At 61.5% G+C, this 22870-nt stretch carries 21 protein-coding genes; 17 read left to right on the plus strand and 4 right to left on the minus strand.

The genetic code is table 11. The annotated features are described in order from the left end of the window. Positions 1–54: 54 nt before the first annotated feature. Positions 55–936, minus strand: a complete 882-nt coding sequence (locus tag THALAR_RS11510; RefSeq protein ID WP_021101731.1) for a LysR family transcriptional regulator ArgP — start codon at positions 934–936, stop codon at positions 55–57. Positions 937–1028: 92 nt separating this feature from the next. Between THALAR_RS11510 and THALAR_RS11515 the strand changes: the two genes are divergently transcribed. Together THALAR_RS11515 and THALAR_RS11520 are read left to right on the plus strand one after the other, a co-directional pair. Next, positions 1029–1631, plus strand: a complete 603-nt coding sequence (locus THALAR_RS11515; RefSeq protein WP_021101732.1) for a LysE/ArgO family amino acid transporter — start codon at positions 1029–1031, stop codon at positions 1629–1631. 9 nt (positions 1632–1640) lie between these two features. Next, positions 1641–2570 (plus strand): DMT family transporter, encoded by a 930-nt coding sequence (locus tag THALAR_RS11520; RefSeq protein ID WP_021101733.1) that lies wholly within the window; start codon positions 1641–1643, stop codon positions 2568–2570. On the opposite strand, the gene THALAR_RS11525 is transcribed toward THALAR_RS11520, so the two are convergent. Continuing rightward, entirely contained in the window at positions 2567–3136 is a 570-nt protein-coding gene (locus THALAR_RS11525; RefSeq protein WP_169788538.1) for an exopolysaccharide biosynthesis protein, read from the minus strand. The two genes, THALAR_RS11520 and THALAR_RS11525, sit on opposite strands and share 4 nt — an antisense overlap. Positions 3137–3243: 107 nt before the next feature. On the opposite strand from THALAR_RS11525, the gene betI reads away from it, so the two are divergent. From betI to THALAR_RS11550, 5 genes are read left to right on the plus strand one after another with little or no spacing between them, the layout of a single operon-like run. Beyond that, positions 3244–3816, plus strand: a complete 573-nt coding sequence (gene betI, locus THALAR_RS11530) for a choline-binding transcriptional repressor BetI (protein ID WP_021101735.1) — start codon at positions 3244–3246, stop codon at positions 3814–3816. Then, on the plus strand, positions 3813–5321 hold the full coding sequence (betC, locus tag THALAR_RS11535; RefSeq protein ID WP_021101736.1) for a choline-sulfatase: 1509 nt from the start codon (positions 3813–3815) through the stop codon (positions 5319–5321). The genes betI and betC overlap by 4 nt, the downstream gene beginning before the upstream one ends. Positions 5322–5347: 26 nt before the next feature. Beyond that, entirely contained in the window at positions 5348–6802 is a 1455-nt protein-coding gene (gene betB / locus THALAR_RS11540) for a betaine-aldehyde dehydrogenase (protein WP_021101737.1), read from the plus strand. A gap of 1 nt (position 6803) precedes the next feature. Further along, complete coding sequence (betA, locus tag THALAR_RS11545; protein WP_021101738.1) at positions 6804–8462, plus strand: choline dehydrogenase; 1659 nt, start codon at positions 6804–6806, stop codon at positions 8460–8462. A gap of 58 nt (positions 8463–8520) precedes the next feature. Beyond that, positions 8521–10917 (plus strand): ATP-dependent helicase, encoded by a 2397-nt coding sequence (locus THALAR_RS11550; RefSeq protein ID WP_040818446.1) that lies wholly within the window; start codon positions 8521–8523, stop codon positions 10915–10917. Here the strand turns inward: THALAR_RS11550 and THALAR_RS11555 are convergent. Continuing rightward, the gene (locus THALAR_RS11555) at positions 10914–11510 is read right to left on the minus strand and encodes a LysE family translocator (protein ID WP_040818565.1); all 597 of its coding nucleotides are present in this window, start codon (positions 11508–11510) and stop codon (positions 10914–10916) included. The two genes, THALAR_RS11550 and THALAR_RS11555, sit on opposite strands and share 4 nt — an antisense overlap. Positions 11511–11583: 73 nt before the next feature. Here THALAR_RS11555 and THALAR_RS11560 point away from each other — a divergent pair, with 73 nt between their 5' ends. Further along, positions 11584–12036, plus strand: coding sequence for an Lrp/AsnC family transcriptional regulator (locus THALAR_RS11560; RefSeq protein ID WP_021101741.1), 453 nt, complete (start codon positions 11584–11586; stop codon positions 12034–12036). Between the two features lie 227 nt (positions 12037–12263). Here THALAR_RS11560 and THALAR_RS11565 read toward each other — a convergent pair whose 3' ends face one another. Beyond that, entirely contained in the window at positions 12264–12476 is a 213-nt protein-coding gene (locus THALAR_RS11565; RefSeq protein WP_021101742.1) for a DUF1127 domain-containing protein, read from the minus strand. A gap of 337 nt (positions 12477–12813) precedes the next feature. On the opposite strand from THALAR_RS11565, the gene THALAR_RS11570 reads away from it, so the two are divergent. From THALAR_RS11570 to THALAR_RS11610, 9 genes are all read left to right on the plus strand, one after another. Continuing rightward, positions 12814–13872, plus strand: coding sequence for an Mrp/NBP35 family ATP-binding protein (locus tag THALAR_RS11570; RefSeq protein ID WP_021101744.1), 1059 nt, complete (start codon positions 12814–12816; stop codon positions 13870–13872). A gap of 606 nt (positions 13873–14478) precedes the next feature. Then, positions 14479–14991 carry a division/cell wall cluster transcriptional repressor MraZ gene (mraZ, locus tag THALAR_RS11575; protein WP_040818448.1) on the plus strand — a complete coding sequence of 171 codons (513 nt, stop codon included), beginning with the start codon at positions 14479–14481 and terminating at the stop codon, positions 14989–14991. A gap of 4 nt (positions 14992–14995) precedes the next feature. Next, the gene (gene rsmH, locus THALAR_RS11580) at positions 14996–15985 is read left to right on the plus strand and encodes a 16S rRNA (cytosine(1402)-N(4))-methyltransferase RsmH (RefSeq protein WP_021101746.1); all 990 of its coding nucleotides are present in this window, start codon (positions 14996–14998) and stop codon (positions 15983–15985) included. After that, on the plus strand, positions 15985–16359 hold the full coding sequence (ftsL, locus tag THALAR_RS11585) for a cell division protein FtsL (protein WP_021101747.1): 375 nt from the start codon (positions 15985–15987) through the stop codon (positions 16357–16359). The genes rsmH and ftsL overlap by 1 nt, the downstream gene beginning before the upstream one ends. Continuing rightward, positions 16356–18140, plus strand: coding sequence for a peptidoglycan D,D-transpeptidase FtsI family protein (locus THALAR_RS11590; protein ID WP_021101748.1), 1785 nt, complete (start codon positions 16356–16358; stop codon positions 18138–18140). Before ftsL ends, THALAR_RS11590 begins: the two co-directional genes overlap by 4 nt. Before the next feature lie 39 nt (positions 18141–18179). Next, positions 18180–19661 carry a UDP-N-acetylmuramoyl-L-alanyl-D-glutamate--2,6-diaminopimelate ligase gene (locus THALAR_RS11595; protein ID WP_021101749.1) on the plus strand — a complete coding sequence of 494 codons (1482 nt, stop codon included), beginning with the start codon at positions 18180–18182 and terminating at the stop codon, positions 19659–19661. After that, complete coding sequence (locus tag THALAR_RS11600; RefSeq protein WP_021101750.1) at positions 19658–21079, plus strand: UDP-N-acetylmuramoyl-tripeptide--D-alanyl-D-alanine ligase; 1422 nt, start codon at positions 19658–19660, stop codon at positions 21077–21079. Before THALAR_RS11595 ends, THALAR_RS11600 begins: the two co-directional genes overlap by 4 nt. Next, positions 21080–22165: a phospho-N-acetylmuramoyl-pentapeptide-transferase gene (gene mraY / locus THALAR_RS11605; RefSeq protein WP_021101751.1), complete on the plus strand. Its 1086-nt coding sequence runs from the start codon at positions 21080–21082 to the stop codon at positions 22163–22165. Beyond that, a complete protein-coding gene (locus tag THALAR_RS11610; protein ID WP_021101752.1) occupies positions 22162–22818 on the plus strand; it encodes an SDR family NAD(P)-dependent oxidoreductase in 657 nt (218 codons plus the stop codon). The genes mraY and THALAR_RS11610 overlap by 4 nt, the downstream gene beginning before the upstream one ends. Positions 22819–22870: the final 52 nt, after the last annotated feature.

Raw genomic sequence — 22870 nt, forward strand, 5'->3', positions numbered from 1 at the left:
TCAACTTTAGAGACACCTCATACATGGGGCGCGGCTTACGGCTGCGCCCTTTCTCTATTCCGCCTCTTGGATCAGCATGGATCGGGCATGCCGCATAACCGACCGCGTGAGCGGCAACAGCGGCTCCGCCGTCAGTCGCGACACCTGCCAGTAGAGCGGCACATCGAGCGGGGCGTCCGGCGCAACCTGCACCAAACTGCCAGAGGCCAGCTCTTTCCGGCTCAGGCTTTCGGGATTCATCCCCCAACCTATGCCGAGACAGGCCGCCTCGACGAAGGCATGGGAGGAGGCCAGCCGGTGTTTCGGAAGGGTAACGGGGCGACCTGCGACGGCCTTGGCCCAGTCGGACTGCAACCGGTCCTTGTCATTGAACGTCATCGACGGCGCGCGCTCAAATGCTTCCGGTGTCGGGCCGTCGGGCATGTGGTGCGCCATGAATTCAGGTGAGGCCGTAGCGAAATAGCGCATGGCCCCCAAACTATAGCTGTCGCAGCCTTGTACGGGTCCGGGATGGCCGGTGACCGCCGCCGCAACTTCGCCCGCCCGCAACCAGTCGGCGCTGTGATCCTGATCGTCGATGATCAGGTCGTAGAGAAAATCCGGATGTTCCGCCAAGGCGGGCAAAAGCCATGTGGCAAGGCTGTCGGCATTGACGGCAATTCGCACGGGAGTAGGCTCCAAGGGCGAGCCAAGGCCGAAATCCAAGGCCTTTTCCATCAGCCGCACCTGATCTGCGTGGGTTGCCAACCGCCTGCCTGCCTCTGTTCCGGAGCACGGCTGGCCGCGTTTGACCAATACCGTGCCGACGCGTTCTTCCAGCTGCTTGATCCGCTGAGACACGGCGGATTGCGTCACACCAATCTGGGCGGCGGCCGCATCAAAGCTGCCGGTGCGTATCACCGCGCTGAGCGCTTCCAACTGGCTATAATCATACATAAGAAACGCTAATCATACTTTAGAAATATTAGCTAGTTTATTTCGGGTTGCGTGCGTAGGTAGCAGCCATTCCTCTCTCCAAGGTCCTGAACATGCCCGTCTTTCTCTCTGGTCTCGTCCTCAGTTTCACGCTGATCATGGCAATCGGCGCGCAGAACGCGTTTGTTTTGCGGCAAGGGTTGCGGCGCGAGCATGTCATATTGTGCGTCTCTATCTGCGCGGTCTCGGATGCAGTGCTCATTACGCTGGGCGTGACCAGCTTTGGCATCCTTAGCGCGCAGATGCCGTGGCTGGGGCCAATCATGCGCTACGGTGGAGCGGCGTTCTTGCTGGTCTACGGGGCCATATCTTTCAAGTCCGCGCTGACCAGCACCGACGCGCTGACCGTTGAGGGCCGTGCCCGCAGTGACTGGCGCAAGGTGGCAGTGACCCTGTTGGCGCTGACATGGCTCAATCCGCATGTGTATCTGGACACGGTGATCCTGCTAGGCTCCATCGCCGCGCAATACGGAGAAGACCGTGCCGTGTTCGGGGCAGGGGCGGTGCTTGGCTCCTTCGCGTTTTTCATCGTGCTTGGTTTCGGCGCACGGCTTCTGGCCCCGCTGTTTGCCCGTCCCAAAGCATGGCGGGTGCTGGATGCCCTTGTCGGGGCAACCATGTGGACAATTGCGGCGAGCTTGCTCATCAACGGATAGCCCTTGCACATGACCGCGCCAAAGGGTCAGGTGGCCCATATGGCGCAATCGCAAAACAGGCCCGTCGCGGGCGTTCTCTGGATGCTGGTGACCGGCGTGATGTTCGTCGCGGTCACAGCCATCGTGAAATATGTCGGTGACGATCTGCCCGCAGCGCAGGCCGCGTTTCTGCGCTATCTGCTTGGTCTGGTGTTTCTCATCCCCATGATCGGCCCGATCCGGCGAGCCAAGCTGAGCGCGCGGGCGCTCAGGCTGTTTGGGCTTCGGGGTGCGATGCACACGATCGGTGTCGCGCTATGGTTCTTTGCCATGACCAAAATCTCCATCGCGGAGGTAACTGCCATGAATTACCTGGCGCCGGTCTATGTCACGATAGGGGCCGCGTTTTTCTTGGGCGAAAAGCTGGCCCTGCGCAGGATCATGGCGATCGTTTTCGCGCTTGTTGGTGCCATGGTGATCTTGCGTCCGGGATTTCGCGAGTTGTCCCCTGGCCACCTTGCCATGCTTGTGACAGCCGTCATGTTCGCAGGCTCTTATCTGACAGCCAAGGTTATGGCGGATGAGGTCAGCCCCGCTGTCGTTGTCGGTATGCTCTCGATCACAGTCACCATTGGGTTGGCACCGCTGGCTGCGATGGTCTGGGTGACGCCAACGCTGGCGCAGCTTGGCTGGATGTTCGTGCTGGCCTGCTTTGCCACCACCGGCCACTACACGATGACCTTGGCCTTTCAGGCCGCGCCGGTCACGGTGACACAACCGGTCACCTTTTTGCAGTTGTTCTGGGCGGTTCTTCTGGGCGCATTCGTCTTCGATGAGGGGATCGACGGCTGGGTCATTTTTGGCGGATTGATCATTCTAGCCGCTGTCAGCTTCATTACATGGCGCGAGGCGATGCTGAAACGTGCGACCACCCCACCGGTTCCCGCGACCAAAGTCTAGGTCAGCAAACTGAAAACGCCATAGAGTGCTGCGACGCTGAAAGCACCCGCGAACAGCATCAGCACGCCGTTTTGGAACAACAACGCAAGCCCGATACACAAGATCGCGCTCATCGGCAGCGAGGACGCCCACGGGATGACCTCCATCGGCGGCACCACCATGCAAAGCCCGAGTACCACCGTCGCAGCAACACGTCGCGCGGGCTCTTCCACCAAAAGGTGAAAGCGTTTGCCGGACAGCTTGTCGTCCACCCATTTCGCGTAGGGCCGCATCGCCTTGAGCGTTTTCTCCGTCTTGTCGTCAGGAACGGATCGGCGTGCGATGACGTCCGGAATCCACAGATGCGAACGCCCGAGCACGATTTGAGCCGCGAACAAGGCGGCGAACATGGCCAACACAGTCGGCACCCCGGGCACGCTGCCTATGGGCGATAGCTCGATCAATGGCGGAACGATCAGAAAGGGCGCAGTGCCGCGATGTTCAAGTCGCTCGACGACGTCGCCTACGGTACGGCCATCATCCATTTCCTCAAGCTCGTCGATGATGTCGATAACGCTTTCAGACACGTTGCCAATCTCCTTCGTGTTCAACGTGACGCGGCCACGCATGGTTCCGAGGGGACGACACATGTTTATTGATTGACGCGTCAATTAAAAACCGACAATTGTGGCCCATGCCCAAGCTTGGAATGGAACCCATACGCCGCGAGGCGCTTGTCACCGCCGCGATAGCCGAAATCGGCGCGGCGGGGTCGCTTGACGTGACAGTCAGTGCGATTTCGAAACGTGCGGGCATGTCCTCGGCTTTGGCGCATCATTATTTCGGCAACAAGGACCAGATTTTCCTTGCCGCCATGCGCCATATCCTTGCCGGTTTTGCAGTTGAAGTGCGCAGCCGTCTAAGCATGGCAGACACCCCACGCGACCGCTTGACGGCGCTTGTCGAGGCGAGCTTCGCTCAGTCATGCTTTGATCCCGAAGTTATCAGCGCTTGGCTTAACTTCTACGTAAAGGCCCACAGCAGCCCTGACGCCATGCGCCTATTGCGGGTGTATCAGCATCGCCTGCGGTCAAATTTGATCCACACGCTGCGCCCGATAGCGCGTGAGCCGGAAGCGCTTGCCGACACCATCGCGGCCCTGATTGACGGGCTTTATATTCGCGCGGCGCTTGGTGCGGTAAAAACCAACGATCCTGCATCCGCGATCCTCGCATTCACCGCCCCCCATCTTGAGGACGAAAGATGACCCAGCCCAATTTCCTGATCTTCATGGTCGATCAGTTGAACGGCACATTCTTCCCCGACGGCCCCGCCGACTGGCTGCATGCGCCCAACCTCAAGCGACTGGCTGCGCGATCTACCCGCTTCAAGAACGCCTACACCGCGTCCCCCCTCTGCGCACCGGGGCGGGCGAGCTTCATGTCGGGGCAGTTGCCTTCCAGAACCGGCGTCTATGACAATGCGGCGGAGTTTTCCTCCGCCATTCCGACCTTCGCACACCACTTGCGTCGCGCGGGCTACCAGACCTGCCTGTCGGGCAAGATGCACTTTGTCGGGCCGGATCAGTTGCACGGCTTTGAAGAACGCCTGACGACCGACATCTACCCCGCCGATTTCGGCTGGACGCCAGACTACCGCAAACCCGGCGAGCGGATCGAGTGGTGGTATCACAACATGGGCTCTGTCACGGGGGCCGGAGTGGCCGAGATCAGCAACCAGATGGAATATGACGACGAGGTCGCCTACCACGCGACCCGCAAGATCTACGATCTGGCTCGCGGCAATGACAGCCGCCCTTGGTGTCTTTTGGCGAGCTTCACCCATCCGCATGACCCCTATGTAGCGCGAAAGAAATACTGGGACCTGTATGAGGATTGCGCACATCTGATGCCGGAGGTCGGCCCGATCCCATATGAGGATCAGGACGCCCATTCCAAGCGTATTCTGGATGCCAACGACCGCGATAACTACAACATCACCGAAGACCACATCCGCCGCGCCCGCCGCGCTTACTTCGCCAACATCTCCTATCTGGACGACAAGATCGGCGAGGTGATGGAGGCGCTGGAGGCCACCCGTCAGGATGCCACGATCCTGTTCGTGTCCGACCATGGCGACATGCTGGGGGAGCGGGGGTTGTGGTTCAAGATGAGCTTCTACGAGGGCTCGTCGCGCGTGCCGTTGATGGTGGCCTCGCCCGACATGACGCCGGGTCTGGTCACTGATCCTGTCTCCAATATCGACATCTGCCCGACGCTTTGCGATCTGGCGGGTGTGGATATGTCGGAGGTTATGCCATGGACCGACGGCCAGTCGGTCGTCCCCTTGGGCAATGGCGAGGGCCGTGATGCGCCGGTTGCCATGGAATACGCCGCCGAGGCCAGCTACGCGCCGCTGGTATCTCTGCGCTATGGGAAGTGGAAGTTCAACCGCTGTGCGCTTGATCCCGACCAGCTGTTCGACCTCGATGCCGATCCGCACGAGTTGACCGATCTGGCGAGTGACCCCGCTCACGCTGGCACGTTGTCCTCGCTTCAAGCCAAGGCCGAGGCCCGGTGGGATCTGGACGCCTACGACGCCGCCGTCCGCCATAGTCAAGCGGGTCGCTGGGTGGTGTACGAGGCCCTGCGCAAGGGCGGCTACTACCCGTGGGACTACCAGCCGCTGCAAAAAGCCTCAGAGCGCTACATGCGCAATCATATGGACCTGAACACCCTTGAGGAAAGCCAACGCTTTCCACGAGGCGAATAATCACTAGACCGGAGCCGTTTATCCCCATGCGAAACGCACAACCTACCGCCAGCCATTTCATCAACGGCGCCTATGTCGAAGACACCGAAGGCGCTCTGATCGAATGCGTCTACCCTGCAACCGGCAAGGTGATTGCCACGCTGCACGAGGCCACGCCGTCAATCGTGGACCAAGCCCTGAGCGCCGCCAAGGCAGGGCAGAAAATCTGGGCCGCGATGACAGGCACCGAGCGGGGACGCATCCTGCGCCGTGCGGCAGACATCATGCGCGAGCGCAATCGCGAGTTGTCGGAACTCGAAACGCTGGACACCGGCAAGCCCTTGCAGGAAACCCTGGTGGCCGACGCTACCTCGGGGGCCGATGCGCTTGAGTATTTCGGCGGCCTCGCAGCTACTCTGACAGGTGAGCATATACAGCTGGGCCAGGACTGGGTCTACACCATCCGCGAACCGTTGGGGGTGTGCGTTGGAATTGGCGCGTGGAACTACCCGACGCAAATCGCCTGCTGGAAAGGCGCACCTGCGCTGGCTTGTGGCAACTCCATGGTGTTCAAGCCATCCGAGACGACGCCGCTCTGCGCCCTCAAGGTGGCCGAGATCCTGCACGAGGCGGGCTTGCCCGCTGGCGTCTACAATGTGATCCAAGGCCGTGGTGCCGTTGGCGCGTCGCTGGTGACGGACCCGCGCGTCGCGAAGGTTTCGCTGACGGGTTCTGTGCCGACAGGCCGGAAGGTCTACGCCGCCGCCGCCGAGCGGATGAAGCACGTCACGATGGAGTTGGGCGGAAAATCCCCGCTCATCGTCTTCGACGACGCGGATATTGATAATGCGGTCTCCGGCGCGATCCTTGGCAATTTCTATTCGTCAGGTCAGGTGTGCTCCAACGGCACGCGGGTCTTCGTGCAAAAGGGGATCAAGCAGGCGTTCTTGGCTCGTCTGAAAGAGCGGCTTTCGGGCGCGGTCATGGGCGATCCGATGGACGAGGCGACAAATTTTGGTCCCATGGTCTCCGCCGATCAGATGAACATCGTCTTGGGCTACATCAACAAAGGCACCGAGGAAGGCGCAACGCTGGTCGCAGGTGGCAAGATGGCCGACCGTGAGGGCTATTTCGTGGAGCCAACGGTTTTCGCCGACGTCACCGACGACATGACCATTGCCCGCGAAGAGATTTTCGGCCCCGTCATGGCCGTGTTCGACTTCGACACAGAGGAAGAGGTCATGGCGCGCGCCAACGACACAGAATTTGGCCTTGCTGCGGGTGTGTTCACCAACGATCTGACCCGTGCGCACCGCGTAGTCGCGGGGTTCGAGGCAGGGACGTGCTACATCAACACCTATAACCTCGCGCCGGTGGAGGCACCGTTCGGGGGCACGAAGGCCTCCGGTGTCGGGCGGGAGAACTCGAAAGAGGCGATCAATCACTATTCCGAGGTGAAGACCGTCTACGTCGCTATGACACCCGTCGAGGCTCAATTCTAAAATGCAGGCAGATTACGTTATCGTGGGCGCTGGTTCGGCCGGCTGCGCCATTGCCTACCGTCTGGCGGAGGCCGGTAAATCGGTGTTGGTGATCGAGCACGGCGGCACCGATTGGGGGCCGTTCATCCAGATGCCCGGCGCGCTGAGCTACCCCATGAATATGTCACGCTACGATTGGGGCTACCGCTCCGAGCCGGAGCCGCACCTGAACAATCGCCAATTGGTGACCCCGCGCGGCAAGGTCGTCGGCGGCTCGTCTTCAATCAACGGGATGGTGTACGTGCGTGGCCACGCTTGCGACTTCGACCATTGGGCGGAGCAAGGGGCGGATGGGTGGTCCTATGCCGACGTGCTGCCCTACTACAAGCGCATGGAAAACTGGTCCGACGGGGGGCGCGGAGGCGACCCCGACTGGCGCGGCAAAGACGGGCCGCTGCATGTATCGCGCGGCCCCGGTCGAAACCCGCTGACCAAAGCCTTTATCGAGGCGGGGCGGCAAGCAGGCTATCAGGTCACACCGGACTACAACGGCAAGCAGCAAGAAGGTGTCGGGCCGTTCGACGCCACGATCAAGAACGGGCGTCGCTGGTCGGCGGCGAACGCCTACTTGCGTCCCGCGTTGAAGCGCGAGAATTGCACGCTCGTTCAAGCACTGGCGCAAAAGATTGTCATTTCTGACGGGCGCGCCACCGGTGTCGAGGTCAAGCGTGGCGGCAAAACCGAGGTGATCGAGGCCCGCAAGGAGGTCATCCTGACCGCTTCGTCGATCAACTCCCCAAAACTGCTGATGCTGTCGGGCATTGGTCCGGCAAAGCACTTGGCCGAACACGGAATTGAGGTCGTCGCCGATCGTCCGGGCGTCGGACAGAACCTGCAAGACCATCTGGAACTCTACCTGCAAATGGCCGCCTCCAAGCCGGTCAGCCTCTACCGCTACTGGAACATCCCGGGCAAAGGCTGGGTCGGCACGCAATGGCTGCTGGCAAAACTGGGCCTCGGCGCGTCAAACCAGTTTGAATCCGGCGGGTTCATCCGCTCCAAGGCGGGCGTGCGCTATCCCGACATCCAGTTTCATTTCCTCCCCATCGCCGTGCGCTACGACGGTCAGGCAGCGGCGGAGGGTCACGGCTATCAAGCCCATGTCGGGCCGATGCGCTCCAAATCGCGGGGGCAGGTCACCTTGCGGTCAGCCGATCCTGACGACGCACCGAAGATCGAGTTCAACTACATGTCGCACCCCGACGATTGGGACGAGTTCCGCACCTGTATCCGTCTGACGCGGGAGATATTCGGGCAAGACGCATTCGCCGCCTATACCCGCCACGAAATCCAGCCCGGCGCGGAAGTGCAGACGGATGCGCAACTCGACGCCTTCATCGCCGAGCACGCCGAAAGCGCCTATCACCCTTGCGGGACCGCCCGAATGGGGCGCAGCAATGACGCGATGGCGGTGGTCGATCCGGAATGCCGCGTGATCGGGGTGGATGGCCTGCGCCTCGCCGACAGCTCGATCTTTCCGCGCATCACCAATGGCAACCTCAACGCGCCGTCCATAATGGTGGGCGAGAAAGCCGCAGACCACATCCTTGGACGCGATCCGCTCCCCGCCGACAACTCGGAGCCTTGGATACATCCCAATTGGCGCACCGAACAAAGGTGACGGAACGAAATGAGAACAGCCCTTTTCTAGCGGACCGGTTCACGCTATCTTGCGCGTCATGAGCAGTTTCAACGACGAAGACGCCTTTGAGGCCGCGAGCCTCCCGTTGTCGCAACGCGCCATGGGCGCGGCAATGGGCGCACGTGCGGCCCCGTATCTGGACGGACTGAACCCCGCGCAACGCGAGGCGGTGGAGACGTTGGACGGCCCCGTCCTGATGCTTGCGGGGGCGGGTACCGGTAAGACCAAGGCTCTGACCGCCCGTATCGCTCATCTGCTGACGACAGGTCGCGCACGGCCCAATGAAGTGCTGGCGGTGACTTTTACCAACAAGGCCGCGCGGGAGATGAAGAATCGCGTCGGTGCATTGTTGGGCGAGGCGGTTGAGGGCGTCCCATGGCTCGGCACGTTCCACTCCATCTGCGTCAAGCAATTGCGGCGACATGCCGAACTGGTGGGGTTGAAGTCGAACTTCACCATTCTGGACACGGATGACCAAATCCGGCTGCTGAAACAGTTGATCGTGGCCGAAGGCGTCGACGACAAACGCTGGCCTGCGCGGATGCTGGCGGGGCTGATCGACAGCTGGAAAAACCGTGCTTGGACGCCGGACGCGCTGCCCGCTTCGGAAGCTGCGGCGTATAATAACCTCGGCGGCAAGCTCTACGCCCAATACCAAGACCGCCTGCGCACGCTGAATGCCTGCGACTTCGGCGACCTGCTGCTGCACATGGTAACGATCTTTCAGAACCACCCGGACGTGCTGCAACAATACCAACGCTGGTTCCGCTACATCTTGGTGGACGAGTATCAGGATACGAACGTCGCCCAGTATATGTGGCTGCGACTGCTGGCCGCCTCGCACAAGAATATCTGCTGTGTCGGCGACGACGACCAGTCGATTTATGGCTGGCGCGGCGCGGAGGTAGGCAACATTTTACGCTTCGAAAAGGACTTCGAGGGCGCAAAAATTGTCAAATTGGAACAAAACTACCGCTCGACCGAGCATATCCTTGGTGCCGCCTCTGGCGTGATTGCAGGCAACAAGGGCAGGTTAGGCAAGACGCTGTTTACCGAAGCCAAGGGCGGCGAAAAGGTCCGTCTGATCGGCCATTGGGACGGCGAGGAAGAGGCCCGCTGGATCGGCGACGAGATCGAGTCGATGCAACGCGGCACGCGCGGGATGAAACCCATCAGTCTCGATCAAATGGCGATCCTTGTGCGCGCCTCACACCAGATGCGCAGCTTTGAGGACCGGTTCCTGACCATTGGCTTGCCATACCGCGTCATCGGCGGCCCGCGCTTCTACGAGCGTTTAGAAATCCGCGACGCGATGGCGTATTTCCGGCTGATTACCAGTCCGGCCGATGATCTTGCCTTCGAGCGGATCGTGAACACGCCCAAACGCGGGCTTGGCGATAAGGCGGTCCAGAAAATCCAGGTCATGGCCCGCAGTAATGGCGTGTCGCTGGTGGACGGCGCGCGGCTGCTGCTGGAGACCAAGGGACTTGGCGGAAAGGGCGCTAAGGAGCTTGCCAAACTGCTCGATGGTCTGGACCGTTGGGGATCAGCGGCGCGGATCGGGGATATGTCGCATATTGAGGTGGCCGAGATGGCGCTGGAGGAGTCCGGCTACACCGAAATGTGGCAAAATGACAAGACGCCGGAAGCCCCCGGACGGCTCGACAACCTCAAGGAACTGGTCAAAGCGCTGGAGCAGTTCGAGAACCTGCAAGGGTTCTTGGAGCACATCGCGCTCGTCATGGACAATGACAGCGAGGACGCGACGGAAAAGGTCTCAATCATGACGCTCCACGCAGCCAAGGGCTTGGAATTTCCTGCCGTGTTCCTGCCGGGATGGGAAGACGGGTTATTCCCGTCGCAACGCTCCATGGACGAATCCGGCCTCAAGGGATTGGAAGAGGAGCGCCGCCTTGCCTATGTGGGCATCACCCGCGCGGAAGAGCTGTGCACGATTTCCTTCGCAGGCAACCGCCGCGTCTACGGCCAATGGCAAAACGCGCTGCCGTCACGTTTCATCGACGAATTGCCCGAGGAGCATGTGGAGGTGCTGACGCCTCCGGGTTTATACGGACACCAAGGCTCCATGATGAACCAGGCCTCGCCCGATTTGCAGGCAATGGCGGAAAGCGATCTGCACGTCGCGGCGGCGAAAGCCAATGTCTACAACTCGCCGGGCTGGCGACGGCTGCAAGAGCGCCAGTCCAGCCGCGGCATGTCCCAGCCACGCGAAAGCAAGAACATGGTGATCGACGCGCAAGCGGTGTCGTCATTCACCGTGGGTGACAGGGTGTTTCATCAGAAATTTGGCTATGGTGAGATCATGGCCGTGGAAGGCGACAAGCTCGACGTGTCCTTCGACAAGGCGGGTGACAAGAAGGTTGTGGGCAAGTTCCTTGTTGCCGCCGACAGCGCGGGCGATGTGCCGTTCTAGGCCGGTGCCAGTATCGGATAAAGTGACGCGATCAGCAGCGTTGCCATCACCCAGTTGAAGACCCGCAATCGCGTCGGATTTGTCAGGATACGACGCATCTGCTGGCCCAGCACGGTCCATGTCGACACGGACGGGCCATTTACGGCCCCGAAGATCACCGCGACAAGCGCCACGGCCGCAACCGATTGCGTCGGCGCGTAGACGGTGACGGCAGTGAGCGCCATCGCCCACGCCTTCGGGTTGACCCACTGGAAGGCGGCGGCTTGCAGGAACGTCATCGGCGTGCCGCCGGCCTCTCCCTGCTTCGGGGGCGCGGCATTGGCGATTTTCCAAGCGAGCCAAGACATATATGCGGCTGACGCCACTTTCAGGATCGTGTGGCTGATAGGATAAAGCTCGAAGACCTGCACCAGTCCGATTCCGACCAAAAAAACCATCAGCATAAAGCCGATGCTGATCCCAAGCATATGCGGCACGCTACGCCGGAATCCGAAATTTGCACCCGACGCCATCAGCATCAGGTTGTTCGGCCCCGGCGTGATGGAGGACACGAACGCGAAGATGACGAGAGCGGTGAAAATTTCGTAGGTCATGACGAAAAGACTACGCGCTGCGTCGCGCATTGAGGTTGCGTATTGTGTTCTTTTTCGTCTATTTCTGCAACTTATGACAGCTCTGTATCTGATTAACGACAACATATTGCGCGAGCTGAGCCGCGACGGCCGGATCAGCAATCTTGAACTGGCCGATCGGGTTGGGCTGTCACCCTCTGCCTGTCTGCGTCGTGTGCAAGAGCTAGAGCGCCGTGGAATTATCAAGGGATATCGTGCGGTGCTGGATCATGCTCGGCTGGGTGCGGGGTTCGTTGCCTATATCGGCGTCGGCCTTTCCGATCACTCAAAGACCTCGCAAGAAGCTTTCGAGCGCTCCATTTCCCGAAGCCCCGAGGTACGCGAGTGCCACAACGTTACCGGAACGGTCGAATACCTGTTGCGTGTGGAGTGTGCCGACCTTGCCGCCTACAAGTTTTTCCACACTGATGTTCTGGGTGCCCTACCACAAGTGCGGTCGCTTACGTCCTATGTGGTGATGGGATCCCCGAAAGACGAACGCGCCTGAAATCCTGAAGTCGAAACACAAAAAAACGGTGATGCAGGGAGGGCGCATCACCGTTCTTATGTGCGGCTCCGATCAGGGAGGAGGAAGATCGTTGCCGTATTTCGGGACAACCTCGGGAGGAGGTGAAGCTGTTCCGATCTGGTCAGTGGCGGCACCTAAGGGAGGAGGAAGGTGCCGCCACCAAAGCGAACCCGGCTTAAGGGAGGAGGAAAGCCGGGAGCGCGAACTCAATTCTTGTAAGCTGCCTCATAGGCGACCGATTTTACGTTGGAGGGGCTCAGGCCCAGATCAGCCAACTCGCGGTCGCTCAGAGTCTGAAGCTCGTTCAGCGTCGTGCGATAAACGCGGTATTTTGCGTGACGTTCCGCAAGGTCGTTTTTGAATGCTACCAGACGTTCGATCAGTGTCGGTGCGGTGCGGATACTCGTTGTGTAAGCCATGTCTATTTTCCTTTTCGATCTCGGGTTTCTCTGTCAGCGGTCTGACGCCCTCGTCTCTGTTGCCTTCAATCTAGGGAAATGCTGCGCTGCAACAATAGCCATATTGGCAATGCTGCTATGCAGCATTTGCATGGCTTAACACTTTGTTTTTGTTACCTTACGTCAATTAATTGGTAACGGTTCTGTGATCTTCGTTTGCGCTACCATCGCGGCCGATCAGTGTGCGGCACGAGAAGCGACAGCGAAACAAATGCGACCGATTGCCTTGTGGGGTTGCCCTTGGCGGCGCGGGCGCTCACTTAGGCATGGACGTAAATGACCGAAGACAGGAAGCCCCATGACCTTGACCCGCGACGCCATTCTCGACGCCTTGCGCGTGTTGAAACTGCCAGACGGGGAGGACATCGTCGCCAAGGACATGATCCGCGCCTTGGCGATCGACGGGGGCACCGTGCGTTTCGTCATCGAAGCCGCGCCGGAGGTGGCCAAGCATCTTGAGCCGTTGCGCGCAGCCGCCCAACAGATTGTGGAACGCATGGACGGCGTCGAAGGTGCATCGGTATTGCTGACCGCGCATTCGGACAAGAAGCCGCCCTCGTTGAAGGCCGGCAAGCACCCGGAGCCGCAGGCAGGGCCCACAAAGCCCAAAGGCGTAGCGCGGATTTTGGCTGTCGCGTCAGGCAAGGGCGGCGTGGGCAAGTCCACGCTGTCATCCAACCTTGCCGTGGCGTTGGCAAAGCAAGGTCGCAAGGTCGGGTTGCTGGACGCCGACATATACGGCCCCTCCCAGCCCCGCATGATGGGTGTCAGCAAACGCCCTGCGTCGCCGGACGGCAAAACCATCATCCCGCTGAAGGCCCACGGAGTCACCATGATGTCCATTGGCCTGATGATGGACCCCGACAAAGCCATCGTCTGGCGCGGGCCCATGCTTATGGGGGCCTTGCAGCAAATGCTGGGGCAGGTGGAGTGGGGAGAGCTCGACGTGCTGATCGTCGACTTGCCCCCCGGCACCGGCGACGTGCAGCTGACCCTTTGCACCAAGTCGGAGTTGACGGGCGCCATCGTGGTCTCCACCCCGCAGGACGTGGCGCTGCTCGATGCGAAAAAGGCCATTGATATGTTCAACACCCTGAAGACCCCCGTGCTGGGGCTCGTCGAGAATATGTCTATGTATATATGTCCCACCTGCGGGACAGAGGCGCATATCTTTGGCCATGGCGGCGTGAAGGACGAGGCCGATCGGATGGGTATCCCGTTCCTTGGTGAAATCCCCCTTGATATAGATGTGCGCCTGTCCGGCGATAGCGGCACCCCGATCGCGGCGGGCGACGGGCCGGTGGCGCAAGCCTATGCCAGGCTGGCTGAGGGGCTGGTCAAGGGTGGCATGGCCTGACCGCACCTCGAATTAACTTCAGTTTTGCTGAGACGAACCGCGCAAGGGCAACTTTGCGCGGTTTTCCGCGCGTGGCCTGTGGATAACTTGCTTTGCGAATCAAAATCGGCTCAAAACGAGGTGATTCGGATGGGATTTCATGGGAACGGCTACGGATTTAGCTCTGAAACCACATCATTATGGGAAATTGTGGGAAAAAGTTCCAAGAAATTCCTACACCACATTTAGTGTTGATATCGCGCCATGCCACCAATTGAGCCAAAAATTTGGCGTAATCTACTGGTAGTGGCGGTTCGGGATCATCCACTTCCCACGCAGTCCCGTAAAAACCCATTGATTACCATGGTGTCCCATGGCACAAAGTTTCCACGATGAGGACGGAACGACAACAAGGGGCGACCAAGAACCCCAAGGCGACCAAAAGGTTTCATACAGGCACCGATCTTCATTGAACTACGTTTGACTCTGCGCGAGCAGACATCCCCCCAGGTGGCGCGGGTCAAACACCTCCCTAGACGGGAACGAGGGCGGCGGGTTGATCAGTGGCAGCAGATCAACTCGTCGTTTTCCGTTTAAGGGCCGAATATAAAAAGGGTGGCGCGGACAGTGGCACAACGGTTCAGAGGCGAAAGCGTCCACAAAGTGGACAGCAAGGGCAGGGTGTCTATCCCGGCCCTGTTTCGCCGTGTTCTGGAGGCCTCCGACCCCGATTGGACCGAAGGTCTCAGCCCCAATGTCGTCATCGTATATGGCGGCAAATCCCAGAATTACCTTGAGGCCTATACCCAAGAGGCCATCAAAGAGGTCGACGAGAAGATCGCTCGCTTGCCACGCGGCTCCAAGCCCCGTCGCGCGCTGGAGCATCTGTTCAACGCCCAATCCCTGCCCACGCAGACCGACGACACAGGCCGTCTCGTGCTACCCGCGAAACTGCGCGAAAAGGTCGGCATCAAGGGTGAGGCCAAGTTCGTCGCCATGGGCGACACGTTCCAGATCTGGGCGCCGGACGCCTTCGACGACCGCAACGCGGATATCGAGGATTGGCTGGACGAGCAGGGCGACGATTTCGATCCGCTCGAATTGTTGGAGATGGCACCGGAGCCATCGGTCGCGGAGTAGGCCTATGTCTGCAAGAGTGCCGCGTGAGACCAACCCCGATGCGCCGCACCTGCCGGTTCTTATTGACGCCATCCTTGATCAAGTGACGCCGCAAGGCGTCTGGGTCGACGGCACCTTTGGCGCTGGAGGATACACCAAAGCGTTCCTCGACAAGGGTGCCAAAGTCATCGCCATCGACCGCGACCCGCTGGTCTTCGACATGGCCGCCGAATGGGCTGGCAACTACCCCGATCTGGTCCTCAAACGCGGCACGTTCTCCGAACTCGACACAATCGCGGGGGAGTTGGTCGACGGCGTGGTGCTGGATCTCGGCGTCTCCTCCATGCAGCTTGATCAGGCCGAACGCGGCTTCTCTTTCCTGCGCGACGGGCCGCTGGATATGCGCATGGGGCAGGACGGCCTCAGCGCCGCCGATCTGGTCAACGAAGGCTCCGAAGCCTTGCTGGCCGACATTCTGTTCCAATACGGCGAAGAACGCGCCTCCCGCCGCATCGCCAAGGCGATCATTGGGGCGCGCCCTATCACCACGACGGCGAAACTCGTCGAGGTGATCGAAAGCGTTCTGCCCAAAGGCAAGCCGGGTCACAGCCATCCTGCGACCCGAAGTTTCCAAGCGATCCGCATCGCGGTGAACGACGAATTCGGCCAGCTTATCAGCGGTCTGGAAGCCGCGGAACGCGCCCTGAAGCCCGGCGGCGAGTTGGCGGTGGTGACATTCCATTCGCTCGAAGACCGCATCGTCAAGAAATTCCTGCAGGCCCGCGCCGGCAAAAGCGGCGGCGGCTCCCGCTACGCGCCCGAGCAGCAGACCGATGAACCGACATTCGAGCTGATTACCCGCAAAGCGGTGACGGCGGACAAGGACGAGCTGGCACGCAACCCGCGCTCCCGCTCGGCCAAATTGAGGATAGGGCGGCGCACCGACGCCCCCGCAGCAGACAAGGGGCGGGCCGGATTGGGCCTGCCCAAACTGACAGGACAGGAGCTTTTGTAATGCGTGGACTACTTTACACAGTGTCGGCCCTTGCGGTCATGGGGTTGGGCTACTGGGCCTATTACGAGAATTACCAAACACAAGACGCTCTGCGCACGGCCTCCGGTCTGCAGCGCGAAATCGGCTCCTCGCGCGAAACCCTGTCCGTGCTGGCTGCCGAATGGGCCTACCTCAACCGCCCCGAACGCCTGCGCGATCTGGCGGACCTGAACTTCCCCGACCTACAGCTCTTGCCGATCACACCCGACCAGTTCGGTGACGTGGCGCAGGTGACCTTTCCCGCGCCCGAGGTCGAGTTGAACCTTGACGAAATCAACGGCGCCGTCGATGTGCGCGGCAACTATCTGGCCGAGGATGGGGAGCAATACCCATGATCCGTACCCCGCTGCGCCCTCTGGCGCGAATTCTGCAAGCAAGACAGAAGGGTGAAAACCCCGACCGCATCGAGCGTGAGAACATCCGCCTGCGGCATGAAGAAATGCGCGACAAGATGCGCCAACGCGCCGAAAGCCGCCTGCTGTTCGTGGGCGTGTTCTTCGTTCTGGCCTTTTCCATGGTCGGCGCACGAATGACCGTGCTGGCGTCGTCCGAGGCGGTGGAGCCCCGCGCTTCTGCCTCTGGCGCGAACATCGTCGCGCAACGCTCTGACATCGTGGACAGAAACGGCCGTGTGCTGGCGACGAACCTGATTACCAACTCGCTCTACGCCCAGCCGCATCTGATGATCGAGCCGGACCGCGCCGCCAAGGAACTGGTGGCGATCTTCCCCGACCTGAAGCTGGAGAAGCTGCAAAAGGACTTCACCGGCAAGCGCAAGTTCCTGTGGATCAAGAAAAAGCTTAGCCCCGAGCAGATGCAGGCCGTCCATGATATCGGCGACCCTGGCCTGCTGTTCGGCCCGCGCGAAATGCGTCTTTATCCTAACGGCAAGCTGGCCGCTCACGTCTTAGGCGGTGCGAGCTTCGGTCGCGAAGGCGTCCATTCCGCCGAGGTCATCGGCACTGCTGGCGTCGAAAAAGCCTTCGACGCCTACCTGCGCGACCCGGCCATGGACGGCGCCCCCCTGCGTCTGTCCCTCGACATGACAATTCAGGCCGCGTCGCGTCAGGTGCTTGAAGGCGGCATGAAACTGATGAACGCCAAGGGGGCGACCAGCATCCTGATGGACGTCCACACGGGCGAGGTCATCTCGATGGTTTCCCTGCCGGATTTCGATCCGAACACCCGCCCCAACGGGCTGATCAAGGGCGACCCGTCCGACAGCCCGCTGTTCAACCGCGCAGTGCAAGGCGTCTACGAGCTCGGCTCCACCTTCAAGATCTTCGCAGCCGCACAGGCGCTGGAGCTTGGTCTGGTGAACCCCAACACCATGATCAACACAAAAGGCCCGATGCAAAAGGGTCGCTTCCGCATCCGCGATTTCCACAATTACGGCCCACAACTCAGCGTCACGGATGTGATCGTGAAGTCCTCTAACATCGGCACCGCCCGCATGGCGTTGGATATCGGGGCGACGCGGCAACAAGAGTTCCTGAAGTCGCTGGGTTTCTTCGAGTCCACGCCTGTCGAGTTGGTCGAGGCCCCCGGTGCCAAACCGCTTCTGCCAAGCAAATGGGCAGATATCCACACGATGACAGTGTCTTACGGGCACGGCATGGCCGCCAGCCCGCTGCATCTTGCGGCGGCCTATTCCACGATGGTCAATGGCGGCACACTGGTGGCACCGACGCTTCTCAAGACGCAAGCCGTTGAGAAAGGCCCGCGCGTGATCTCCGAACGCACCTCCGCGCAGGCCCGCGAAATGCTACGCTCGGTGGTGGAACGGGGCACGGCGTCCTTCGCCCGCGTCGAGGGCTACGAAGTCGGCGGCAAGACCGGCACCGCCGACAAGCCCAAGCCGCGTGGCGGGTACCACAAGGACAAGGTGATCGCGACCTTTGCGTCGGCCTTCCCCATGTCGGACCCGAAATACGTGCTGATCGTCACCCTTGACGAGCCGTCCGAGAATTCCGGCGACAAGCCCCGCCGCACCGCAGGCTGGACCGCCGTTCCGGTTGCCGCTGAAATGATCCGTCGCACAGCACCCCTTTTGGGCTTGCGGCCCGCGCTTGATCGCGGTGAATTGAGCGAAGTCGTAAACACGGCGTCCGAATAGGCGAAAGGCCTCTCGGGGGCGGCATACCAGAGGGGCAGTATGGCACGCACACGCGCAAGCCTGAACGAATTGGGGCTGACCGCCCAAGGCGGGGCGGAGGCAGAGGTCACCGGCCTGTCCGTGGACAGCCGCTTGGTCAAACCGGGGCATCTGTTTGCCGCCTTGCCCGGCTCCAACATGCACGGGGCGGAGTTCATCCAGTACGCCTTGCGCATGGACGCCGCCGCGATCCTGACCGATCCCGAAGGCGCGTCGATTGCCGAGGATGAGCTGTCCGCCTCCAACGCTGCCCTGATCGTCACCGAAGATCCCCGCCAAGCGCTCGCCTACGCCGCCGCTTTGTGGTTCGGCGCACAGCCCGGCACGATGGTCGCGGTGACGGGCACCAACGGCAAAACCTCCGTCGCCAGCTTCACCCGCCAGATCTGGCTGGAACTGGGGTTGGAGGCGGTCAACTTCGGCACCGCAGGCGTCGAAGGCGTCTACACCGCCGCCATGACCCACACCACGCCAGAGCCGATCACCCTGCACAAACTGCTGTCAGACATGGCAGGCCAAGGCGTCACCCACGCGGCGATGGAGGCATCCAGTCACGGATTGGAGCAACGCCGCCTCGACGGGGTGCATCTGGTGGCGGCGGGGTTCACGAACTTCACGCAAGATCACCTAGACTACCACGCCACATTCCAAGACTACTTCAACGCCAAGGCGGGGCTGTTCCGCCGCGTGCTGGCACAAGACGGCGTCGCGGTTATCAACATGGACGACCCCAAAGGCGCGGACATGGCGGCAATCGCCAACGAGCGTGGGCATCGCCTGCTGCGCGTCGGCAGCGGCGACGCCTGCGACCTGCAACTTCTGAACCAACGCTTTGATGCCACAGGGCAAGACCTGCGTTTCTCCTTCGGTGGCGAGGTGCATCAGGCGCGGCTCGATCTCATCGGCGGCTTTCAAGCCTCCAACGTCATGGTCGCCGCAGGTCTGGCCATCGGGTCAGGGGCCAAACCCGCCGACGTGTTCCAGACCTTGCCGATGCTCACAACCGTGCGGGGGCGGATGCAAAAGGCCGCAACCCGTGCCAATGGCGCGGCGGTCTTCGTGGACTACGCCCACACGCCTGACGCTCTGGCCACCGCGCTCAAGGCCATGCGCCCGCATGTCATGGGCCGACTGATCGTCGTGTTCGGCGCTGGTGGCGATCGCGACAAGGGCAAGCGCCCGTTGATGGGGGCAGCGGCCCGCGACAATGCAGACGTGGTGTTCGTGACCAACGACAACCCGCGCTCCGAAAACCCTGCCAAGATCCGCGCAGCCATCATGGAGGCCGTCCCAAGCGCCACCGAGGTGGGCGACCGCGCCGAAGCCATCCTGCGCGGCGTCGATGCGCTCGGGCCAGGCGACACGCTGCTCATCGCGGGCAAGGGGCACGAGACCGGCCAGACCGTTGGCGACGACATCCTACCTTTTGATGACGTGGAGCAAGCCAGCGTCGCCGTGGCAGCATTGGAAGGACAGCTATGACGCTCTGGACATCGGACGAGGCCGTTGCGGCCACCGGCGGCACCACCGCCACCCCTTGGGAAGCCACCGGCGTTTCCATCGACACCCGCACGCTGGAGCCGGGCGATATGTTCGTCGCCCTCAAGGACGTGCGCGACGGGCATGACTTCGTCGCGCAGGCGCTTGCGAACGGCGCTGCCTGTGCGCTGGTTTCCCGCATCCCAGACGGCGTCCCTGCGGACGCCCCGCTGCTCGTCGTAGACGATGTGTTAACCGGCCTGGAAGCGCTCGGTCGCGCCGCCCGCGCCCGCACCGACGCGAAAATCATCGGCGTCACCGGCTCCGTCGGCAAGACCTCCACCAAGGAAATGCTGCGCACCGCATTGACGGGGCAGGGCAAAATCCACGCCGCCGAGAAAAGCTACAACAACCACTGGGGCGTGCCGCTGACCTTGGCGCGGATGCCCAAGGATACCGGTTTCGCCGTGATCGAGATCGGCATGAACCACCCCGGTGAAATCGCCCCGCTTGCCAAGCTGGCCCGCCCGCATGTGGCGCTTATTACAATCGTCGCGCCTGCGCATCTGGAGGCTTTCGCCTCCGTCGAAGACATCGCCCGCGAAAAGGCCGCGATCTTCGATGGGTTGGAGGACGGTGGCATCGCGATCATCAACGCCGACCTCGACACCACGCCCATCCTGCGCGACCTCGCCCCCGCCGCGTGTCAGACTTTCGGCACCACGGAAGGCGCGGACTGGCAGTTGCTGGACGCCGTGACCTCCGCCTCCGCCACGTCCTGCCGAGCGCGTCACGCTGGCGAGGCGATCCTGTTCAAGCTCGGCGCACCGGGGCGGCATTTCGCAATGAATGGCTTGGCCTGCCTTGCCGCAGCGCAGGCCGCAGGTGCCGATCTTGGCCGTGCCGCCGTCGCACTCAGCGACTGGACCCCGCCTTCAGGGCGCGGACAACGCCGTTTCATCCATCTCGACGCGCAAATGCCCGAGCAGGGCATCGACCTGTTCGACGACGCCTACAACGCGAACCCCGCCTCCGTCGGCGCGGCGCTCGACGTACTCGCCGCCGCCACGCCCCCCGATCCGGCAGGTCGCAAGGTCGCCATTCTTGGCGACATGAAGGAATTGGGTCCGACCGAAATCGCGCTGCACGCAGGCTTCGCCCGCCACCCCGCCATGGACGAGATCACGCAGGTCCACTGCGTCGGCCCGCTGATGAAGCACCTTTATGACGCGCTGCCGTCCTCCAAACAGGGCCTCTGGGCCGCCACCAGCACAGAGCTGGCAGACAGCCCGCTGGCCCTCGTCAGGGCGGGTGATGTGCTGATGATAAAGGGCTCTTTGTCGATGAAAATGGCACAGATCGTTGACGCCGTCGCAAAATTGGGTCAATCCGTAGCCGATAATCAAGAGGGACACCGCTAGATGTTGTATTGGCTCACCGCGTTCTCAGACGGCGGCGATTTCTTTAACCTGTTTCGCTACATCACTTTTCGCGCCGGTGGAGCCTTCTTCACGGCGCTGATTTTCGGCTTCATGTTCGGCCGTCCGCTCATCAACCTGCTCAAACGCAAGCAACGCAACGGCCAGCCGATCCGCGATGACGGGCCGGAAAGCCACCTCATCACCAAGCAGGGCACGCCCACCATGGGCGGGGTGCTGATCCTTGGCGCGCTGATCGTCTCGACGCTGCTGTGGGCGCGGCTCGACAACGGCTTCGTGTGGATCGTCCTCGGGGTAACTGTGGCCTACGGGGCGATCGGCTTTGTCGACGACTACGCCAAGGTCACGTCCAACTCCCATGCGGGGCTGTCCGCACGTATCCGGCTGTTCCTCGGCTTCATCATCGCCGCGGTTGCGGGGTATTTCGCCACCGTTGTGCACCCCGACGATCTGGTGAACCAACTGGCGCTGCCGGTGTTCAAGGACACGCTGATCAACCTTGGTTTCATGTTCATTCCCTTTACCATGATCGTAATCGTGGGCGCTGCCAACTCCGTCAACCTCACCGACGGGCTGGACGGGCTGGCGATCATGCCGGTGATGATCGCCGCCGCCACTTTGGGCGTGATCGCCTACGCCGTGGGCCGCGTCGACTTCACCGAATATCTGGGCCTGCACTACGTCCCCGGCACCGGCGAGCTTCTGATCTTCATGGCGGGCCTCATCGGCGGCGGCCTTGGCTTCCTGTGGTATAACGCGCCCCCCGCCGCCGTGTTCATGGGCGACACCGGCAGCCTCGCCTTGGGCGGCGCGCTTGGCACCATCGCGGTCCTGACCAAGCACGAACTGGTCATGGCCATCGTCGGCGGCCTCTTCGTGGTCGAGACGCTATCGGTCATCATTCAGGTGCTCTACTTCAAGCGCACCGGCAAGCGGGTGTTCCTGATGGCCCCCATCCACCACCACTTTGAGAAAAAGGGCTGGGCAGAGCCGCAAATCGTGATCCGTTTCTGGATCATCTCCCTGATCCTCGCGATGATCGGGCTTGCGACCCTGAAAGTCCGGTGAAACAGGCGCTCATCACCGGCGGCAATCGCGGCATCGGCAAGGCGATAGCGGCGGGCCTGCGTGATGCGGGGCTTCATGTCATTATCGGCGCACGTGACCCCGATCAGGGCCGCGCTGCCGCAGCCGAGCTTGGGGTGACTTACAAACGGCTGGACCTCGCCGACCCGACCTCCATCAACGAGGCGCGGCCATGGGTCGGACAACTCGATGTGCTGGTGAACAATGCCGGTATCCTTGAAGAGGTGCCGCTGTTCGACGGCGGCACCAATTTCGAGCGCAGCCTGCAAACCATGCTGCAAGCCCCCTACGAGCTGATCCGCGCCGCACTCCCCGGCATGAAAGCCAGCGCCTATGGCCGCATTGTCAATGTATCATCAGACTGGGGCAGCTTTGCCGAAGGGCTCGGCGGCGGCGGGGCCTATGCGGTTGCCAAGGCGGGCCTGAACGCCCTGACGCTCCGTGCTGCGCAGGACCTGCCTGCGACCATCAAGATCAACGCCATGTGCCCCGGTTGGGTGAAAACCCGCATGGGCGGCGCCAGCGCGACCCGCTCGCCGGAAGAGGGAGCGGACACCGCGATCTGGCTCGCCACTTTGCCGCATACCGGCCCCACCGGCGGCTTCTTCCGCGACCGTCAGCCGATAGACTGGTAGCTCCATGCCTCATGCCGAGATAGAATACTTCGCCGATCACAGCAACCTGCAA

The sequence above is a fragment of the Litoreibacter arenae DSM 19593 genome, assembly GCF_000442275.2.
GTDB lineage: Bacteria > Pseudomonadota > Alphaproteobacteria > Rhodobacterales > Rhodobacteraceae > Litoreibacter > Litoreibacter arenae.

Excerpts from the sequence above, each read along its gene's own strand:
- THALAR_RS11520 (WP_021101733.1), top strand. The coding sequence starts at position 1,641 with ATGACCGCGCCAAAGGGTCAGGTGGCCCATATGGCGCAATCGCAAAAC.
- THALAR_RS11600 (WP_021101750.1), top strand. The coding sequence starts at position 19,658 with ATGACGCTCTGGACATCGGACGAGGCCGTTGCGGCCACCGGCGGCACC.
- THALAR_RS11595 (WP_021101749.1), top strand. The coding sequence starts at position 18,180 with ATGGCACGCACACGCGCAAGCCTGAACGAATTGGGGCTGACCGCCCAA.
- THALAR_RS11590 (WP_021101748.1), top strand. The coding sequence starts at position 16,356 with ATGATCCGTACCCCGCTGCGCCCTCTGGCGCGAATTCTGCAAGCAAGA.
- THALAR_RS11570 (WP_021101744.1), top strand. The coding sequence starts at position 12,814 with ATGACCTTGACCCGCGACGCCATTCTCGACGCCTTGCGCGTGTTGAAA.
- betC (WP_021101736.1), top strand. The coding sequence starts at position 3,813 with ATGACCCAGCCCAATTTCCTGATCTTCATGGTCGATCAGTTGAACGGC.
- THALAR_RS11560 (WP_021101741.1), top strand. The coding sequence starts at position 11,584 with ATGACAGCTCTGTATCTGATTAACGACAACATATTGCGCGAGCTGAGC.
- betI (WP_021101735.1), top strand. The coding sequence starts at position 3,244 with ATGCCCAAGCTTGGAATGGAACCCATACGCCGCGAGGCGCTTGTCACC.
- betA (WP_021101738.1), top strand. The coding sequence starts at position 6,804 with ATGCAGGCAGATTACGTTATCGTGGGCGCTGGTTCGGCCGGCTGCGCC.
- betB (WP_021101737.1), top strand. The coding sequence starts at position 5,348 with ATGCGAAACGCACAACCTACCGCCAGCCATTTCATCAACGGCGCCTAT.
- THALAR_RS11550 (WP_040818446.1), top strand. The coding sequence starts at position 8,521 with ATGAGCAGTTTCAACGACGAAGACGCCTTTGAGGCCGCGAGCCTCCCG.
- THALAR_RS11565 (WP_021101742.1), bottom strand. The coding sequence starts at position 12,476 with ATGGCTTACACAACGAGTATCCGCACCGCACCGACACTGATCGAACGT.
- rsmH (WP_021101746.1), top strand. The coding sequence starts at position 14,996 with ATGTCTGCAAGAGTGCCGCGTGAGACCAACCCCGATGCGCCGCACCTG.
- THALAR_RS11510 (WP_021101731.1), bottom strand. The coding sequence starts at position 936 with ATGTATGATTATAGCCAGTTGGAAGCGCTCAGCGCGGTGATACGCACC.
- mraY (WP_021101751.1), top strand. The coding sequence starts at position 21,080 with ATGTTGTATTGGCTCACCGCGTTCTCAGACGGCGGCGATTTCTTTAAC.
- THALAR_RS11515 (WP_021101732.1), top strand. The coding sequence starts at position 1,029 with ATGCCCGTCTTTCTCTCTGGTCTCGTCCTCAGTTTCACGCTGATCATG.
- ftsL (WP_021101747.1), top strand. The coding sequence starts at position 15,985 with ATGCGTGGACTACTTTACACAGTGTCGGCCCTTGCGGTCATGGGGTTG.
- THALAR_RS11555 (WP_040818565.1), bottom strand. The coding sequence starts at position 11,510 with ATGACCTACGAAATTTTCACCGCTCTCGTCATCTTCGCGTTCGTGTCC.